General features: G+C 40.3%; 16 protein-coding genes. 3 read left to right on the plus strand and 13 right to left on the minus strand.

The features are described from left to right. Nucleotides 1–3 precede the first annotated feature (3 nt). On the plus strand, nucleotides 4–2,304 hold the full coding sequence (locus tag FFR60_RS09285; protein ID WP_137663925.1) for a PBP1A family penicillin-binding protein: 2,301 nt from the start codon (nucleotides 4–6) through the stop codon (nucleotides 2,302–2,304). Between the two features lie 15 nt (nucleotides 2,305–2,319). Here the strand turns inward: FFR60_RS09285 and nth are convergent, their stop codons facing one another. The 5 genes from nth to FFR60_RS09310 all read right to left on the minus strand — a co-directional run bounded on the left by nth (nucleotide 2,320) and on the right by FFR60_RS09310 (nucleotide 7,755). After that, the gene (gene nth, locus FFR60_RS09290; RefSeq protein ID WP_088932535.1) at nucleotides 2,320–2,973 is read right to left on the minus strand and encodes an endonuclease III; all 654 of its coding nucleotides are present in this window, start codon (nucleotides 2,971–2,973) and stop codon (nucleotides 2,320–2,322) included. Beyond that, complete coding sequence (locus tag FFR60_RS09295) at nucleotides 2,966–3,676, minus strand: DnaD domain protein (protein ID WP_137663926.1); 711 nt, start codon at nucleotides 3,674–3,676, stop codon at nucleotides 2,966–2,968. Before FFR60_RS09295 ends, nth begins: the two co-directional genes overlap by 8 nt. Before the next feature lie 112 nt (nucleotides 3,677–3,788). Then, entirely contained in the window at nucleotides 3,789–5,132 is a 1,344-nt protein-coding gene (locus FFR60_RS09300; protein ID WP_088932533.1) for an FAD-dependent oxidoreductase, read from the minus strand. Between the two features lie 293 nt (nucleotides 5,133–5,425). Further along, entirely contained in the window at nucleotides 5,426–7,420 is a 1,995-nt protein-coding gene (gene tkt, locus FFR60_RS09305; protein WP_137663927.1) for a transketolase, read from the minus strand. A 92-nt stretch (nucleotides 7,421–7,512) separates the two neighbouring features. Continuing rightward, nucleotides 7,513–7,755, minus strand: coding sequence for a DUF896 family protein (locus FFR60_RS09310; RefSeq protein ID WP_010744792.1), 243 nt, complete (start codon nucleotides 7,753–7,755; stop codon nucleotides 7,513–7,515). Nucleotides 7,756–7,888: 133 nt separating this feature from the next. Here FFR60_RS09310 and lexA point away from each other — a divergent pair, with 133 nt between their 5' ends. Together lexA and FFR60_RS09320 are read left to right on the plus strand one after the other, a co-directional pair. Then, entirely contained in the window at nucleotides 7,889–8,512 is a 624-nt protein-coding gene (gene lexA / locus FFR60_RS09315; protein WP_171004905.1) for a transcriptional repressor LexA, read from the plus strand. A gap of 102 nt (nucleotides 8,513–8,614) precedes the next feature. Further along, complete coding sequence (locus FFR60_RS09320; RefSeq protein ID WP_088932530.1) at nucleotides 8,615–8,881, plus strand: hypothetical protein; 267 nt, start codon at nucleotides 8,615–8,617, stop codon at nucleotides 8,879–8,881. A gap of 91 nt (nucleotides 8,882–8,972) precedes the next feature. Here FFR60_RS09320 and FFR60_RS09325 read toward each other — a convergent pair whose 3' ends face one another. The 8 genes from FFR60_RS09325 to obgE form a co-directional block, all read right to left on the minus strand. Then, entirely contained in the window at nucleotides 8,973–9,485 is a 513-nt protein-coding gene (locus FFR60_RS09325) for an adenine phosphoribosyltransferase (protein WP_137663928.1), read from the minus strand. Nucleotides 9,486–9,499: 14 nt separating this feature from the next. Next, nucleotides 9,500–11,779: a single-stranded-DNA-specific exonuclease RecJ gene (gene recJ / locus FFR60_RS09330; RefSeq protein WP_137663929.1), complete on the minus strand. Its 2,280-nt coding sequence runs from the start codon at nucleotides 11,777–11,779 to the stop codon at nucleotides 9,500–9,502. A gap of 89 nt (nucleotides 11,780–11,868) precedes the next feature. Continuing rightward, on the minus strand, nucleotides 11,869–12,297 hold the full coding sequence (locus tag FFR60_RS09335) for a LapA family protein (RefSeq protein ID WP_137663930.1): 429 nt from the start codon (nucleotides 12,295–12,297) through the stop codon (nucleotides 11,869–11,871). A gap of 8 nt (nucleotides 12,298–12,305) precedes the next feature. Next, nucleotides 12,306–13,094, minus strand: coding sequence for an SDR family NAD(P)-dependent oxidoreductase (locus FFR60_RS09340; RefSeq protein WP_137663931.1), 789 nt, complete (start codon nucleotides 13,092–13,094; stop codon nucleotides 12,306–12,308). A 37-nt stretch (nucleotides 13,095–13,131) separates the two neighbouring features. After that, nucleotides 13,132–14,055, minus strand: a complete 924-nt coding sequence (gene rnz, locus FFR60_RS09345) for a ribonuclease Z (RefSeq protein ID WP_137663932.1) — start codon at nucleotides 14,053–14,055, stop codon at nucleotides 13,132–13,134. Between the two features lie 84 nt (nucleotides 14,056–14,139). Next, nucleotides 14,140–14,685, minus strand: coding sequence for a DUF456 domain-containing protein (locus tag FFR60_RS09350; protein WP_137663933.1), 546 nt, complete (start codon nucleotides 14,683–14,685; stop codon nucleotides 14,140–14,142). Between the two features lie 167 nt (nucleotides 14,686–14,852). Then, a complete protein-coding gene (locus FFR60_RS09355; RefSeq protein ID WP_137663934.1) occupies nucleotides 14,853–15,587 on the minus strand; it encodes a winged helix-turn-helix domain-containing protein in 735 nt (244 codons plus the stop codon). 712 nt (nucleotides 15,588–16,299) lie between these two features. Further along, entirely contained in the window at nucleotides 16,300–17,613 is a 1,314-nt protein-coding gene (gene obgE, locus FFR60_RS09360; protein ID WP_137663935.1) for a GTPase ObgE, read from the minus strand. Nucleotides 17,614–17,736: the final 123 nt, after the last annotated feature.

Consider the following 17,736-nt stretch of genomic DNA (forward strand, 5'->3'; position numbering starts at 1 on the left):
CAAATGGCTAATCCCTCACGTTCGCAAAAAAATATGCGAACCCCAAAAGGAAAGAAACCTAAACCTGCACAAAAAAAGAAAGAAAGTCGCCATATTGGGTTGAAAATAGCGATCGCAATCGTAGGGTTTCTTTGCGTTGTATTACTCACCGGTGTCGGAATCTTTTTCTTCTATGTAAAAGATGCACCTGCTTTAAGCGAAAAGAAGTTAGATGCGACTGTCTCCTCTAAGTTTTTTGACAGTGACGGCAATATTTTCGAAGAGCTTGGTGCTGAAAAACGAGAAAAAGTTAGTGCGACAAAAATTCCACAAGAATTAGATGATGCGATCGTCTCAGTAGAAGATCGTCGCTTCTTCAAGCACAACGGAGTAGATCCGGTTCGAATCATGGGCTCGCTGGTCCATAACATCACTAACAAGGATGGCCTTCAAGGAGGAAGTACCTTGACCCAGCAGCTTGTTAAGCTCTCCTTCTTCTCCACTAAAGCATCCGATCAAACCTTACGTCGAAAAGCGCAAGAAGCTTGGTTAGCGATTCAGTTGGAGAAAAAGTATTCGAAGCAAGAAATATTAACCTACTATATTAATAAGGTTTACATGGCTAATGGTCTGTATGGAATGGAAACAGCCGCTGAATCTTATTTTGGTAAGGAATTGCAGCATTTGACTATCGCGCAAACAGCTTTGTTAGCCGGTATGCCGCAAGCGCCCAATTCCTATGACCCTTATAAACACCCAGAAGCCGCGAAAGATCGGCGAGATACTGTGCTTTACACGATGTTGAATAACAAAAAGATTACTCAAGATGAGTATGATAAAGCGACAAATGAACCTATCGATCAAGGGTTATTGCCTTTAGAGACCGATAATGAAGAAAGAAAAGTCGCTGATAACTATGTAAAAGAAGTAATTGCTCAAGTTGAAGCCAAAACAGGGAAAAATGTCTACACTGATGGCTTAGAGATTTACACAAATCTTGATACCGATGCACAAAATCGACTTTACTCAATCGTAAATGGTGACGAATATGTTCAATACCCTGATGAAGAATTGCAAATCGCTGCAACATTAGTCGATAGCAAAACTGGAAATGTCACTGCTCAAATCGGCGGACGCAATATCGCTGACGACGTTTATCTAGGTATGAACCGTGCGGTGAATACGAGTCGCGACTTTGGTTCAACGGTTAAACCTATCACGGATTACGGTCCAGCCTTTGAATATTTACAAAAGTCTACAGGTGACCGGATTGATGACAAACAGTATTACTACGAAGGTACTAAGACAGAAGTGAAAAACTGGGATAACAGCTACCAAGGAAATATTTCGTTGCGTCAAGCTTTATATGATTCGCGGAATGTCCCCGCCGTGAAGCTGTTCAATGAAGTCGGACCTGAAAATGTCTCGAAGTTCTTGAAAAAATTAGGTATCCAATATAAAGAAATTCAACAAGCCAATGCGATTTCAAGCAATACCGAAACGCAGGATGGCACAAAATACGGGATATCAACCGAAAAAATGGCGATTGCTTATGCAGCATTTGCCAATGGCGGAACCTATAACGAACCACTTTATATCAATAAGATCAAATACCAAGACGGCTCTGAACAAACCTTTGAAAATGAAGGAAAAAAAGCGATGGAACCTTATACCGCTTATATGGTTACCGATATCTTGAAGGATGTAATCACTAAAGGTACCGGCTTCAAGGCTCAAATACCTAACCTGTTCCAAGCTGGTAAAACAGGGACTTCAAACTATACAGACGATGAACTGGCTAAGATCCCTCATTATGGATCGATTTCACCGGATGTAATGTTTACTGGTTTTACTCCTCATTATTCATTGTCCATTTGGGCAGGCTATGACGATCGGATGAAACCAATAACTAGTCAGTCTGAATATATCGCTCAGGATGTTTATCGGGAAATGATGACCTATGCTTCGGAGAATGTCTCAAATGAGGATTGGGTGATGCCGAATGATGTACTTAGAATCGGCAACGAGCTTTATGTTAAAGGAGCTTCATCCGTTCCGACGCAACCAAGCTACTCTGTTCAAAGTTCTTATTACAATAACTACTATAATCAGACAACTACCTCAAGCAGTAGTGAATCAGAGACCAGTTCGTCTGAATCTTCAACAGTAGTACCGCCAGTCAGCAGTGAGAATCCTGCAAATCCGACTCCGACGCCATCGTCGTCTGTCGAGCAGCAGCCTTCTCAGCCGTCGTCCAGTGCCAGTCAGCCTGACAACCCGGCGCAAACACCGGCACAGCAAAATATGCAGCCTGCTACAAATTAAAAAAGCCGCTCGAATTTATTTTCGAGCGGCTTTTAATCTGTCTTTTCCATCTTGACACATATCTAACAGCGGGCAAATCTCACACTTAGGAGCTCTTGCCGTACAATGATAGCGTCCAAAGAAAATGAGCGTATGATGACTTTTAACCCATAACTCTTTTGGAATCTTGCGCATCAATGTCGCTTCAACTTCAGTCACAGAGGCATTGAGTTTGCAGATTCGTAATCGTTTCGTTACTCGCTCAACATGAGTATCTACAGCGATCGCTGGAACCCCAAAGGCATCTCCCAGAACAACATTGGCCGTCTTTCGTCCGACACCTGGTAATTTGATCAGTTCGTCGCGAGTCGCTGGAACGACTCCCCCATAGTTATCTAACAGCATCTGTGCGCAGGCTTTGATATTTTTGGCTTTGTTGCGATATAGTCCGATCGTCTTGATCTTCGCGATAATATCTTCCATCGGTGCCTGAGCCAATGCTTCCGGAGTTGGGTAGGCCGAAAATAATGCAGGAGTTGCTTTATTTACTGAAACATCCGTAGCCTGAGCACTTAAGATTACCGCGATCAATAGCTGAAATGGTGAATCCGAATGCAATTCGCCAACAGCATCGGGAAACATATCATACATACGCGACATAGCTTCCATTGTTCTTTCTTTACTAAGCATCCGGGTCTTTCCTTTCTAACCAATTATATAAAGATACTTTCGGAAGTTCTTCTGAATGTTTTTGCTCTTCTTTTTGCAATAAAATCTGTTTTCTGCGGCGTTGCTCCTCTTCCACTTGAGATTTTGAGCGGATGTTTTTCTTTTCCCAGCTTTGTAATACTGTTTCGATATATTTAAAATTATAGGCTTGATTTAATACAGCTTCTTGTAACGCTAATTCAATCAAAGCGGGAGAATATTGGTCGTCATTCAACCAATAGCCGATTTTTTGGTATTCAATTGGTGATAGTGGACGGCCAAACTCTTGCTCAAAGGAACGCAGCATTTTCTTTTGAGCTGCCAAATCATCTTTTTCTTCAGCTTCAAAACGCTCCTGTTCCTTCAGTACATCTAATTTTTCAAAGGCCGGCAGCAAGTTATAGCGATCACTTTGTCTTCCACTTTCATCTAATGCTGTTTCAAGCGTAACAAACTCTTTCTCGACCAGATTGTTCAGCACTCCGTAGAGCTTCTCCGTTGTACTGCCCATACTTTTGGCAATTACTGTCAAATCAGGAAAATCCTCGCCGGCTTCATGCGCGGCATAAAGCTGCAGCCACAACATAAACTCATTCGTATTCAGACCAAGTTTTGTATAGTTTTGTAATAGCAGATTTGAGATTGTTGTCTCTCCGCCTGCTAGATAATCTTTTAGTGAAATCATTTTGAATCCTCCGTTCCCATCTCAGTTTACACTAAAAAAACAGGAAGTCCAATCCTAGAAAATTGTTTTTAAGCAACGCAAAAACAGGAAGGTCGCCCTTCCTGTTTTACGTTTACTCAGCTTCTGCTAAAGCAGCTTGAGCTAGAATGTTCAAGTAATTCCACGGACGGTCAAAATGCGGTTGGAAGAAGAAATCTTGTAAAGCCAGGTCTTCTAACGTCATCCCGTTTTGAATCGCCACTGATAAAGTATTCGCTGATTGAGTAATATCATATTTTGAAAGGAACTGAGCACCGAGAATCTTGTTTGTGCCTTTTTCTGAAACGATTTCCATTAACACATTTTCTGTCGTTGGCATAAATTCTGGACGATAGTTGTCTTCGATTACCGTCACATTTACATCGATATCATTCAACGCGGCACTTTCTTTCGTAAGGCCGGTTGATCCGATGGTCCAGCCAAACAAGTAAAGTCCGGATGTTCCTTGAGTTCCGCGATATTTCACTTTTTGTTCAACAAGGTTTTGTCCGACTAGCATTCCTTGGCGTACTGCATTTGTTGCTAATGGGATATATTGATCTTTTCCGGTTGGATTGTAATGAACGACGGTAGAATCACCAGCAGAGAAAATATCGGGATTGCTGGATTGCATGTATTCGTTCACTTTGATCGCTCCGCTTGGAAGCATATCGACTTTGCCTCTCAATAAATCAGTATTAGGTCGGAACCCAACACATAGAATGACCATGTCGGCATCAAATTCTTGACTAGCAGTTACCACTTTTGTCACTGCACCAGATTCGTCTGCCACAAATTCATTCACATTTTCACCTAACGCTAGTGTTACGCCACGGTCAACCAATTCTTTTTCCAAGAGATTCGTGAAAGGCTCATCTAAGTATTTATTTAGAATTCGTGATAGACCATCGATCAATGTAACCTGTTTGCCTGATTCAGCAAAAGCTTCTACTAATTCGATCCCGATGTAGCCGCCGCCAACAACAACGACTTTCTTCGCGTCTTTAGCTTGCTCAATGATGACATTTGCTTGGTTATAGTTTTTACATAGTAAAACATTTTTTGATTCGATTCCTTTAATTGGAGGAATGATCGGCCAAGAGCCAGTAGTGACAACTAATTTATCATAATCAACAATTTTTTCTTCGTTTGTTTTCAAATCTTTTGCTGTTACTTTTTTTGCATCTGTATCAATGTTTGTTACATCGTGTTCCATGTTCACTGTTGCACCTAGAGAAGTCAGTTCCTCAGGATTAGAATAGAATAAGCCTGCTGGATCTTTAACGACCCCGCCTACATATAAAGCGATTCCACAAGATAAGAAAGAAATGTTGTCATTACGCTCAAAGACTGTCACCTCTGCATCTGGGTGGTTTGCTAAAATATTTTTAACGGCTGCGGTTCCGGCATGTGTACATCCTACTACTACTACTTTCATTGTCGTCCCTCTTTCGTTTAATCGTTTTTTGTTTGCAATCTTTTGCACAAGGACAGTATAACAGAATTTAAATTCTGTCTAAATAAATTTGCTCACGAATAAACATTTTTATTTTTTACAAAGAAAATATGTAAGCGCAGTTAAGAATATTCGTCTTAAGTTCCAAAGTAAATAATTATGTAAACTAATTTCGTATTTTGCAAATTGAAAACTACTCATCTCGTTCCACTGCTTTTTACAGCAAAAAAAGCTGAGAAGATTTCTCTTCCCAGCTTCGCTAGTCAAATGGACTCTTATAGTTCGTTAAATGTATTTACCACATTCTCAACAGTAAAGCCAAATTGTTCTAAGACAAAATCACCAGGTGCTGATGCGCCGAAGTGATCGATCCCGATCATTTTTCCTTCTGAGCCGATATAACGTTCCCAGCCAAATGGAGAAGCTGCTTCGATCGCTACACGTTTTGTTACTGCTTTTGGTAAAACAGATTCCTTGTATGCCGCATCTTGAGCTTCAAATAGATCAAAGCTTGGAAGAGAAACAACAGAAACGTCTTTTCCTTGAGCTTTCAAATCTTTTTGAGCTTGAACAGCAAGGTTCACTTCAGAACCAGTTGCAATCAAGATGCCATCAGGTGTATCTGATTCAGCTTTAGAGATAACGTATCCGCCCTTAGCTACGCCTTCTTTGGCCATATCTTTGCTGTTTGGCAAGACTGGTAGGTTTTGGCGGCTTAATACTAAGATCGTTGGTTTGTTTTTCGTTTCCAATGCTTGAATCCAAGCAGCAGAAGTTTCGTTACCGTCAGCTGGACGAATCACTTGCACGTTTGGTATGCAGCGAACGCTGGCTAATTGTTCAATTGGTTCATGGGTCGGACCATCTTCACCCACAGCGACAGAATCGTGTGTTAATACGTAAACAACTGGTAAACCTTGAATTGCTGACATACGAACAGCTGGACGCAGGTAATCAGTAAATACGAAGAATGTTCCGCCGTAAACACGAGTACCGCCGTGTAAATGAATCCCGTTCATCGCACTTGCCATAGCAAATTCACGAACGCCGAACCAAATGTTGCGGCCTTCATAAGAACCAGGTTGGAATTCTGTTTCATCAGCGATTGTTGTATTGTTTGAACCAGACAAATCGGCTGAGCCGCCCCATACGTTAGGAACTGCTTTAGCGATTGCTTGGATCGCATCTTTACTTGAGACACGGCTTGCTTGCGCTGTACCTTCTTCATAAACTGGTAAAGCTTCTTCCCAGTTTTCAGGCAAATCGCCGGCAAAAGCCATTTTGAATTGTTTAGCTAATTCAGGATGAGTTTTTTCGTAATTAGCAAACATTGCATCCCATTCAGCTTCGGTCTTAGCGCCTTTGTCGTTGATTTCTTCTTTGAAGCGTTTTGCGACATCTTCTGGAACAGTAAAGTCAGGATATTCCCAACCATAAACAGCTTTAGCCGCAGTAATTCCGTCAGCTCCGATTGGTGCCCCGTGAACTGCTGAAGTACCTTCTTTTGGTGAACCATAACCGATAACCGTTTTAATCTCAATTAATGTTGGTTTATCTGTTTCAGCTTTTGCTTCGTCGATGGCTTTAGAGATTGCTTCTAAGTCGTTGCCGTCTTTAACTAAAATGTGTTGCCAGCCATAAGCTTCATAGCGTGCACCAACATTTTCAGTGAAGGCTTTTGATGTAGGACCGTCTAATGAAATGTCGTTTGAATCGTATAATACGATCAATTTACCAAGTTTCATATGACCAGCCATAGAACTAGCTTCGCCGGAAACGCCTTCCATCAAGTCGCCGTCGCCGCATAGTGCATAAGTATAATGATCCATTACTTTAAAGCTGTCGCGGTTGTACGTTGCAGCCAAATGCGCTTCAGCCATTGCCATCCCAACAGAAGTTGAAATACCTTGACCTAAAGGACCTGAAGTTGCTTCAACACCGTCTGTATGATGGAACTCAGGGTGACCTGGTGTTTTACTTTCCCATTGACGGAAATTTTTCAAATCATCAATCGTAACTTGATAGCCTGCAAGATGCAATAAGCTGTACAGCATCGCTGAACCATGACCAGCAGATAAAATGAAACGGTCGCGGTTTGGCCAGTTTAATGAAGTAGCTGGATTAACATTCAAATGTTTGGTCCATAAAGCATACGCCATTGGAGCAGCCCCCATTGGTAACCCCGGGTGACCTGAGTTTGCTTTTTGAATTGCCTCAATACTTAACGTTCTGATTGTGTTTACACCTAGTTGATCGATTTTGTCGAACAAATTACTTCCTCCTTTTTGGTCATAAATACTTTAATTACAGATTCATTGTAACCGATTTATTTTGACTTTTCAATCACTTACTATCAAAAGATTTACTTTCTGTTGTGTAATCCCTTTTTCTTTTGAATCTCTTTTAATTTCTCCGGTGTGACATCGTTGCCTTCTGGATCAACGACCTTCATCCCTTCAATGTGATGGCGCATTCCGCTGCGGAACGAAGAAATATACTCTTCCCGCAAAACCTTCTGTTCATGTGCCTCAGCATCTGTTAAGCCAACGGTTTTCTTTTTCTTGGCCAATTCATTGATCCGTGCAATTGTTTCATCGTTAATCATCGTTAAGCACCTCTTTTCCCTTACTTATTATACATAAAATAAAATAAGATGAAAGCACAAACAAATACGAACGCTTGTTTGATTTGTTCGGGTATCTATGCTACACTAAAAAAAACGAAAGAAGGTGCGGGCATTGGCAAAAAGAACGGAAACAAAACAATTAGAAGTTTTACGTTTCATTCATGAACGCGTTGAAAATAAAGGTTACCCACCCACTGTTAGAGAAATCGGAGAGGCTGTGAATCTTTCATCTACTTCTACAGTTCATGGCCATTTATCCAGACTAGAGAAAAAAGGTTGGATCCAGCGTGACCCAACAAAACCCAGAGCAATCGAATTAACCATTACTGGTTTAGAAAAAATCGGAGCAACGCCGCAGGTCATTCCTATGTTAGGGGTCGTTACTGCCGGTGAACCGATCTTAGCAGTTGAAGAAGCCTCAGATTTCTTCCCTGTTCCGCCTGATCTATCAAGCGAAGAAGGCAGCCTGTTCATGCTGACGATTCGCGGAGAAAGTATGATCAATGCCGGAATCTACGATGGCGACCATGTCATTGTTAGAAAACAAGCAACAGCCACGAACGGTGAAATCGTGATTGCGATGACCGATGAGAACGAAGCTACTTGTAAAAGATTTTATCGCGAATCCGATCATATTCGTCTGCAACCGGAAAATGATGAGCTGGCACCGCTTATTTTCGATAATGTTTCTATTCTTGGAAAGGTTGTCGGCTTGTACCGTAACCACATTTATTAATCGGAATTTACTTCCGATTATTTTTTACTTTACAAAACGAACAAACATTCGTATAATGAATATACAAACACACGTTCGCGTATTTATTAGGAGTGATTATTGATGAAAGCAGTAAGAAGATTTGGTTTGATTATCGCTGTATTGTTACTAGGTTTATTGATTGGCAAGTTGGGTTCTTTAGCTACGATCGTCATTTTTTCTGGTTTGTTCCTTGTTTGGTTTATGTTGTGGGATGAACGCAAATATGCGCAGCATTATGCGGAACGTCAATATGATGAAGAAGATACTGAGGAAGAACATTACTATAAAGAACCAGCCGAGGATTTTTATTACGTGACTTATGATCATCATTATCACAAGTCGGCTTAAAATTTAACACACAAGCTGCTAGTATTTTTCTAGCAGCTTTTTTGTGTTTTGCTGCAATATAAAAAAGCTGGAGACTCTCTCCAGCTTTTTCTTAATAGTCCATTAAAGTTAAAATGTCATAGCCTTGGATCTTGTCACGGCCATGTAATTCTTCTAATTCGATTAGAAAGGCACAACCAACAACAACCCCGCCAAGTTTTTCAACTAGCTCAATCGTTGCTTTGATCGTTCCGCCAGTGGCCAATAAATCATCGGTGATCAGTACCCGTTGACCAGGCTCAATAGCATCGCTATGGATCGTTAATGTATCCGTACCATATTCCTTTTCATACTCGACTTCGATTACTTCACGAGGTAATTTACCAGGTTTGCGAACTGGTGCAAAGCCTAAGCCTAATTCAAACGCAACGGGACATCCTACGATAAAGCCGCGCGCTTCTGGCCCAACGACCATATCAACTTGTTTTTCTTTTGCGTAATTAACGATTTGTTTAGTTGCTTCACGATAAGCTTCACCATCAGCCATCAATGGTGAGATATCGCGGAAGATTATCCCTTCTTTTGGATAATTTGGAATACTGGCAATATAATCTTTCAAATTCATCTTGATTGTTCCTCCTAGCCTTTCAGCCAATTTCTAATAGTTTGGATATCATTCATTAATAAAAACTCTTCGCTCTCAATTCGCGTTATACGCTTTTGGTAAATCTCGCTCTCTTCAAAAGCTCGTGTTTGCGGTGATTCGACCATTTGTAAAACGCCGTCGTCTATTGTAACAAATTTCAGCTCAGAAAACACGTGAATCATGAATACTAATAATTTTTCCGGAATTCTTAAGTAATTCGAAACAATCTTTAGTTTAAAGCGTATATCAACCCGCGGTTGCTTCATAAAGAATTGATACAACTCTGTAAACTGCTTGCGACTTGGCAATCCATTGAGATACGCTTCATCAGGACTGTACAGATAAAGATAAATGCGTTCAAAATGTCCGTCATTCGAAATTTCTTTAAGCAACTCTTTCTGATCAGGACAATCAAGTACGATTAATTGATCATAGTCAGCCCAGTTGATAGACGGATCATACAAAGTAATCGATTGCTGTAATTCTTTTGTAAAAAACTTTTGACTGCTGGGTTGAAAGGCCAGATACAATGCTTGGCCGCTCTCGATTTTTTGATTCCAGGTATGCTTAGCCCGTCGATCAATCACCTGCAAGCCTTCAGAGGCAAAATCAATCAAACGTAATTGGACTTTTTTCTGTCCATTCCATTCATTGATCTCTAAATCCCCGACAAAACGTGTATCAGGTTGCTGGATTTCTTCGCCATCTTCACCAAAACCAAACCCGATAGCATCAAGCTGGCTGTCATCACTTTTTAATGAGAATTTGACATGCTGCTGATCGCTTCCGATTCGTTTGAAGAAGTCAACATTGCCATCCACCAAGAAATGCGGAGCAGGATGATCCGTCCCAAACGGTGCTAATTTCTTTAGTTCTTCGACAAATTTCAAATTGATTTCAGATAATGCTAATGATTCATCGATCAACAAGTCAGAGCCTTTAGTCAAATCGATCTGCTCTGCTGCAATGTAGTCATTCATCATTTTTCTTAAATTATCAATATTTTCTACCGGCATAGTCAATCCAACAGCCGCCGCATGCCCGCCAAAATGAGTAAACTCAGAACGCATCGTATTCAGCATACCAAATAAGTCCAATGCTTCGATACTTCGACCAGAACCTTTCGCTGCACCATTTTCATCAATCGACAAAATGATCGTTGGATGGCCTGTTTGCTTCAAAATATTTCCTGCGACAATTCCTAATACGCCTGGATTCCAGCCCTTTGCTGCAATTAAATGAACAGCGTCTTCAGGATTAACCAATGCCGTCGCTTCAGCCGTCGTTTCTTGAACAATCTGTTTACGCTCATCATTGACCTTATTCAGCTTCTCAGCCAAGTTTCTTGCAATTTCCTCATCGAAGGTTGTCATCAACTCTACAGCCGGATTTGGATCACCCAACCGGCCAATAGCATTCAGCCGAGGTCCTAGACTAAAGCCGATGCTCGTCTCATCTACTTTTTGCAGATCAACCGAGCTGACCTTCAATAGTTCCAATAATCCTAAACGCTGTGTTTGTTTGATAGCTTGTAATCCCAGCTTAACAAGATTGCGGTTCTCACCCGTCATAGATACGAGATCCGCCACAGTACCGATAGTTACTAAATCCAGCATCTCTAATGGAACTTCCTCCAACAATGCGGTGGCCAATTTGAAGGCTACCCCGGCACCGGCTAACTCGCCAAAAGGATAATTCCCCTCTGGATGCCGAGGATGAATAACACAATAGGCATCTGGTAAAACCGGCGGCATTTCATGGTGATCTGTAACGATGACATCTACACCTTGCGAATTAGCAAATTCAATTGCTTCATTTCCAGCTACACCATTATCAACCGTGATAATCAACTGGATACCTTCATTGATTTTCTCAGCAAAAAGTTCTTTATTTGGACCATATCCGTGAATAAAACGGTTCGGCAACACATAATGAACATCTGCTCCGATCATTTCTAAAGTTTCCAGCATGATCGACGTACTGGTGATCCCGTCAGCATCATAATCGCCATAAACTAAAATTGGCTGTCCTTCCATGATAGCGGTTTGAATTCGCTCCACTGCCTTATCCATATCATGCATCAAAAATGGATCGTGCAAATCATCGATATTCGCCTTCATTAATTGCGAAAATTCTTCTAACGTATGTATATTTCGATTCCAAATAAGTTTAGCGAAAGTTTCGCTATATCCTTGATCCAACATTTCAGCTTTAAAAGTCGAATCAATCGGAGCAGCGTCTCTAAACCGCCAATCGAAGTTTGATTTTTTCACTCTATCACTTCCCAACCGTATTAGTATAGCAAAAATAAATCAGACAAGAAAGAGAAGAAGACCTTAGTTTTTCAACTAAGGTCTTCTGATTAATCATAATAATCAATTGGATGATTGTCTTTTTTGTCTGGTTGTGAATTTTCCATCGCCGCTAAAGCTTGGTCCTTTTCTTTTAAGAGACTTTCGTAATTGGCTTTTAACACCGCGATCTCATTTTCTTGCTCGCGCTGAAAAACCGCCTTCTCTTCCGCTAATTTTTGTTCGTTGTTGGTTTCATAGCTTTGAATCGTTTCTTTTAGCTGTTTGATCTCTTTGCGCTGTTGGAAAAGAGTGGCGCCAGAAGTAAGAAAAACGACTAATGCTCCGATCAAAGCAGAACCAATAATTACGAGAACAAGCGATAGATAGATTTTTTTGATCAAGAAATTAACTGGTACCTCTTGACTGTTAGAAATTGCGAAAATCACAATCAGTAAAACTAAAATAAACCCTAAAAAAACTTTCCATTGCTTCTTCATCTGCCCGCCTACTTCCTATTGAATAATCCGCCAGCTAAAAAGTCCCCGATATGTGGGAACATTTCGTAAAAACGGCTAGCACCTTCCATAATAAATGGACGGTTGATTTCGCGAGTTGGTTTCCCCATTTTATTGACGATCGTTTTTGCCAACTTCTGAGGATCTAAGACGATACCGCCGAGATTCTCCAAATAGCTGCCGCTTGGATCGGCTTTATCAAAGAACTCAGTCGCAATCGGTCCTGGATTAATGGTAGTCACATAGACATTTGCTGGGCGTAATTCTAACCGCAGCGCGTTTGAAAAACCAAGTACTGCGAATTTTGTTGCAGAATAAATGGTTGATTTTGGTGTTGCCATTTTACCAGCCATTGATGCTACATTGAAAATATGTCCGCTTTTATTATTGACCATTGAGATGGCAATTTTTTGGGTAAAGTACATCATGCCTAAAACATTGACGTTGAACATGTTTTTTGCCACAGCTAAATCAAAGTCAACAAAATTATCAAACAAACCAAAACCGGCATTATTAACTAATACATCGACTGTGCCGACTTCATTTTCAATCTTTTCTATGACTGACTCCACACTATCTGGGTCAGCGATATCTAATTGAAACGCAAACGCTTCTTTACCGCTTAATTCGCTGCAATGTTCTTTTACTTGTCCAATCAAATTGATTCGACGAGCACAAGTAACAACGATTGCTCCGCGTTTGGCAGCTTCATAACAAATCTGTTCGCCTAAACCAGCAGAACCGCCCGTCACGACAACAACCTTATCTGTTAAATCCATTAAGTTCCCTTCTTTCTATAAAGGATATTCGATGTTTTTATGAAAATGGAATATCAATGATATCGAAATCTTTCGCCATTTGGCTGTTTGGAAAGATTTCTTTTGCTTCTTCTTCTAATTCTTTGGCTTCCTTAGCCAGATACCTCGCAGAAATATGCGTCAACATAAGTTTCTTCGCGTGCGCCTCTTTCGCGATCGTTGCGGCCTGTTGGGTTGTCGAATGGAAATAAGCCCGTGCCAGCTTGGCTTCGTTTTTGTTAAAAGTACTTTCGTGAACAATGACATCACTATCTTTTGCAAACTGGCTCGACTTGTTTGTAAAGCGTGTATCGCCAAAAATCGTCACAACTCGACCTTTTTTGCTTTCACCTACAAAGTCTTTCCCATCAATTACCCGTCCGTCTGACAATGTAACGACTTGTCCTTGTTTCAATTTACCATAGATCGGACCAGCAGGGATTCCTAACTCTGCTAATTTTTCAACCTGCAGCATCCCTTCATGATCCGCCTCTGTTACCCGAAACCCGTAGCTTTCAATGCCATGGTCCAACAGCATACATTCAACAGAAAACTGCTTATCCTCAAAGATAACTCCAGCGCTGAGTTCGACAAACTCTAGCGGATAAGCTAAATGGGTCTTTGTTACTTGCAACGAGGTCCGGACATAATTTTCCAATCCAGCAGGGCCATAAATGATAATAGGCTCTTCTCCGCCTTGAAAAGAACGGCTGCTTAATAATCCAGGCAATCCAAAAATATGATCTCCATGCAAATGAGAGATAAAAATCTTTTCAATTTTACGAGGTCTGATATTTGTCCTCAAGATTTGCATCTGAGTTCCCTCGCCGCAATCGAATAACCAGATCGCATTCCGTTCGTCTAAGAGCTTCAATGCAAGGCTGCTGACATTTCGATGTTTTGCAGGTACACCAGCACCTGTTCCTAAAAATTCTAGTTCCATAATTCTCCTGACTTTCTATCAAATTACTATCATTCTAGAAGAAAGTCCCGTTTTGCGCAATCTAAACAAGGGAAAACTTAATCCTTATTCGTCTGAATCGTTCTTCTTTTCAGCATTTTCTTTTGAAGATTTAGCTATTTCTTGAGTCTTCTTCACATCAGCTTCAACATCTTCATAATCCAAACGAGTGATTTCTCCGCCTAATTCCATCATAATCAGTTGATTCAAAGGACGGTTATCCTCTTCTTCTGCAATCAACAGTAAAGCAGTATCGCCTTCGCCAATTTTATCAACTAAAAATTCGAAAACACCAGTCGCGTCGCGAACCTCTTTCGCATCTTGTGTCGCCCCGATCATTCCGCCCGTAAACCAGCCTAACAAAATGCCGATCGGTCCGCCAAGAATCCCTACCATCATACCAATCAAACCACCTGTTGAACTCTTGTTGCTGCCTGTGAAATCTAAAAAATCTTCAATTTCAAATTTGTGTTCTCCATCATTAGAATGGTGGACGACCGCCATTTGTTCACCTTTAAATGCTTTATTCATGTGAAGACGTTTAGCTTTCGAAAAGGCCTCGTACGCTTTTGACTCTACATCGAAATTCATAATTATCACTCGTTTTTCCATTTAAAATCGCTCCTTTTATTCATTTAATATTAGTTTAGCAATAAATAGACGTTTTGGAAAACAGAACGAGTTTATCCTCATAAACTCATCCTCTTCGCAATTGCAGAAAAAGAAAAGACAGCAGACATTATCCATAAAATGGATTGTGTCTGCTGTCTAGTTAGATATTAGTTTCCAGTTTTTATTTCGTCCATAATCCGATCATCAACAATATAGTGATCGAAGAATACTTTTGATAATTGGTAGCCTTCGCCCCAATTTGTACGAATAACGTCATATTCAACGCCATCGATCTTTAATTTGTTCCGTAGGTGCTTAATAATAGTAGATAAGCGTGTCATGTGGCTTGCAGAATCACTGTCGCCCCAAATTTTTACTGCCAAATCATTTCGGCTGATTGGAGCGTCTTTAGTAGAAATCAAGGTACTTAACATTTCACGTTCAGAACGAGTCAGATTCCATAGTGGAATCGCACGTTTTTCTTCTTCTTTTTCTTCTGGTTGTGGTCTCATTCCAAAACCAATTGAATAAACAGATTCTTTCAATGTTTTCTCAGCAAGCTTCTCTCTTAACCCGCTAAGTGTTTCATCTTCAAGCAACCATTCATCCACACCTTTTGCTTCCCAGTCCATCTTTTCTTCTTTTTGAGGCGTCCGGTCTGTTTGGCGGATGATCGTAAATTTCTCACCGACTTCTTCAAGAATAATAGTTAACTCTTGATCAGAAATAGTTTCACTAACGATCAGAACGTCGAAAAAGCTTAGGACTTCTAATGGTACTTGCTTCGTTTGAAGCATCGTTAGTAATTTTGCGGAGCTTAAAACTTCAACGTTTAAGCGCTGCAGCTTCTCAACTAAAGGTCTCTCAACTAAAATATTGTGTGTTAAAATTAATACTTGCATCACATTATTCCCCTTTTTTATTATTAAAAATAAGTTTCCAACAAATGGCGTTAGGAAAGTTTTATTAATTAACAATATAATTATTACTTCTTACAAGGTTAGTTTACACCGCTATCCTTTCCAACGCTACCAAAAAGTTTATAATTCACCAATCACAATTAGAATTATTGATAAAGTTTTTGGGTTAAAAAAACTTTTCTTAGATAAAATAATCCAATTATCATTTTTAAACAACACTTTTTTCAATCGTTCATAAAAATTTAGAACATATAACAAACGTACTTTTTCTCTTGGGCTTTATTAACAAAATGCATTCTTTTCTTCTGATATAATCGTTTCCATCACTGTTTAAACAGCTTTTATTCTCAATGTGATTAATTATGCTTAGAGATAATTGAATTAAATTTTTCTTATATCAAAAAGATTGTTGAAATTAAGACACTATTTTCAGTTGAATTAAAAATATCGATAAATAACACAAAAAATAACACCTTCGATTTCATATTAAAATCGTTTCATGTTTTTTTAAAAACTCAAAATTCTTCAATCAAAAATTTCTCTTTAAAATAAATTAATAATCGGTGATATCTTTTGCTTTCCTTTTTAGAAGTATCTTCACTTATTGATACTTAAAAGTACTTTCAATACACAAAAAAGCACTGCAAGATGACTTGCAGTGCTTCAATAAATTAATAATAGTCTTTCTTCTTACTTAATCAACAAATTCAAATTCAAATTTATCAATACGAACAAGATCTCCATCTTTGGCTCCTCGAGCTCGCAGGGCTTCATCTACTCCCATAGAACGAAGTTGACGGGCAAAGCGCATAACTGTTTCATCATGATCAAAGTTCGTCATTTTGAAGAGTTTCTCTAGTTTCTCGCCGCTAAGCACCCACGTTGCGTCAGGTTCCCGCGAAATCGTAAACTCTGGTTCATCCGATTGGAAACCGTAATTAACGGTATCTTCTTCTACGTCTTCATCATACAATAAGAATTCTGGAGTAACTTCTAACAAATCAGCTGTTGCATTCAATAAATTATCTAATCCTTGTTTTGTGATCGCTGAGATCGCAAAAACTGGAATATCGTCTGCAAATTCATCTTCTTTATCTTTTTTCAATTGTTCCTTGAATTTCTTCAGGTTTTCTTCGGCGTTAGGCATGTCCATTTTATTGGCTACAATAATTTGCGGACGTTCTAATAAGCGTAGGTTGTGTGTGCCCAACTCATTGTTGATGGCTTGATAATCTTCGTAAGGCTCTCTGCCTTCCATTCCGCTCATATCGATGACGTGCAAAATGACGCGAGTCCGTTCAATATGGCGTAAAAACTGTGTTCCTAAGCCAACACCTTGAGAGGCGCCTTCAATCAATCCAGGCAGATCGGCTGCTGCAAAGCTGCGTCCGTCACTTGTTGTGACCATCCCTAAATTAGGAACTAAAGTTGTAAAGTGATATGCGCCAATCTTAGGACGAGCAGATGAAATCACTGAAAGGATCGTTGACTTTCCAACTGAAGGAAAGCCGACTAAACCAATATCAGCTAATACTTTCAATTCTAATTCGATATTACGTTCCTGTCCCGGTTCGCCATTTTCGGCCAATTCAGGAGCTGGGTTTCTTGGTGAAGCAAAACGAGTATTGCCGCGGCCTCCGCGACCTCCGTGAGCGACGATCAATTCTTGACCGTTCTCAATTAAATCACCAATCAAGGTACCAGTGTCAGCATCACGAACAGTCGTGCCAGGTGGGACGCTCACATAAGTATCTTCGGCTCCGCGCCCGTGCATTCCTTTGCTCATTCCATTTTCTCCTGGAGTCGCTCTGAAATGACGATTGTAGCGGAAGTCCATCAAGGTACGCAATCCTTCATCGACAACTAGAATGACATCGCCTCCGCGACCGCCGTCGCCTCCGGCTGGTCCGCCATCTGGGACATATTTTTCACGACGAAAGGCTACCATCCCGTCGCCGCCCTTACCGGCTTTGACATCGATCGTTACTTGATCTAAAAACATGGACATCTTGGTGTCCTCCTTCTTACTTTATTTTATTGACTACTGAATCTCCACACTAAACAAAGTCTTGTATATTGTAGCTAGATTATGCGAAAAAGTCCATTCTTATTGATAGAACCTTAAAAATTT

It is taken from the genome of Enterococcus hulanensis, from assembly GCF_005405485.1.
GTDB lineage: Bacteria > Bacillota > Bacilli > Lactobacillales > Enterococcaceae > Enterococcus_A > Enterococcus_A hulanensis.

Bases quoted from the DNA above. Each gene is read 5' to 3' on its own strand.
- FFR60_RS09285 (WP_137663925.1), top strand. From the start codon at position 4: ATGGCTAATCCCTCACGTTCGCAAAAAAATATGCGAACCCCAAAAGGA.
- nth (WP_088932535.1), bottom strand. From the start codon at position 2,973: ATGCTTAGTAAAGAAAGAACAATGGAAGCTATGTCGCGTATGTATGAT.
- FFR60_RS09295 (WP_137663926.1), bottom strand. From the start codon at position 3,676: ATGATTTCACTAAAAGATTATCTAGCAGGCGGAGAGACAACAATCTCA.
- FFR60_RS09300 (WP_088932533.1), bottom strand. From the start codon at position 5,132: ATGAAAGTAGTAGTAGTAGGATGTACACATGCCGGAACCGCAGCCGTT.
- FFR60_RS09310 (WP_010744792.1), bottom strand. From the start codon at position 7,755: ATGATTAACGATGAAACAATTGCACGGATCAATGAATTGGCCAAGAAA.
- FFR60_RS09320 (WP_088932530.1), top strand. From the start codon at position 8,615: ATGAAAGCAGTAAGAAGATTTGGTTTGATTATCGCTGTATTGTTACTA.
- FFR60_RS09325 (WP_137663928.1), bottom strand. From the start codon at position 9,485: ATGAATTTGAAAGATTATATTGCCAGTATTCCAAATTATCCAAAAGAA.
- FFR60_RS09335 (WP_137663930.1), bottom strand. From the start codon at position 12,297: ATGAAGAAGCAATGGAAAGTTTTTTTAGGGTTTATTTTAGTTTTACTG.
- FFR60_RS09340 (WP_137663931.1), bottom strand. From the start codon at position 13,094: ATGGATTTAACAGATAAGGTTGTTGTCGTGACGGGCGGTTCTGCTGGT.
- rnz (WP_137663932.1), bottom strand. From the start codon at position 14,055: ATGGAACTAGAATTTTTAGGAACAGGTGCTGGTGTACCTGCAAAACAT.
- FFR60_RS09350 (WP_137663933.1), bottom strand. From the start codon at position 14,685: ATGGAAAAACGAGTGATAATTATGAATTTCGATGTAGAGTCAAAAGCG.
- FFR60_RS09355 (WP_137663934.1), bottom strand. From the start codon at position 15,587: ATGCAAGTATTAATTTTAACACACAATATTTTAGTTGAGAGACCTTTA.
- obgE (WP_137663935.1), bottom strand. From the start codon at position 17,613: ATGTCCATGTTTTTAGATCAAGTAACGATCGATGTCAAAGCCGGTAAG.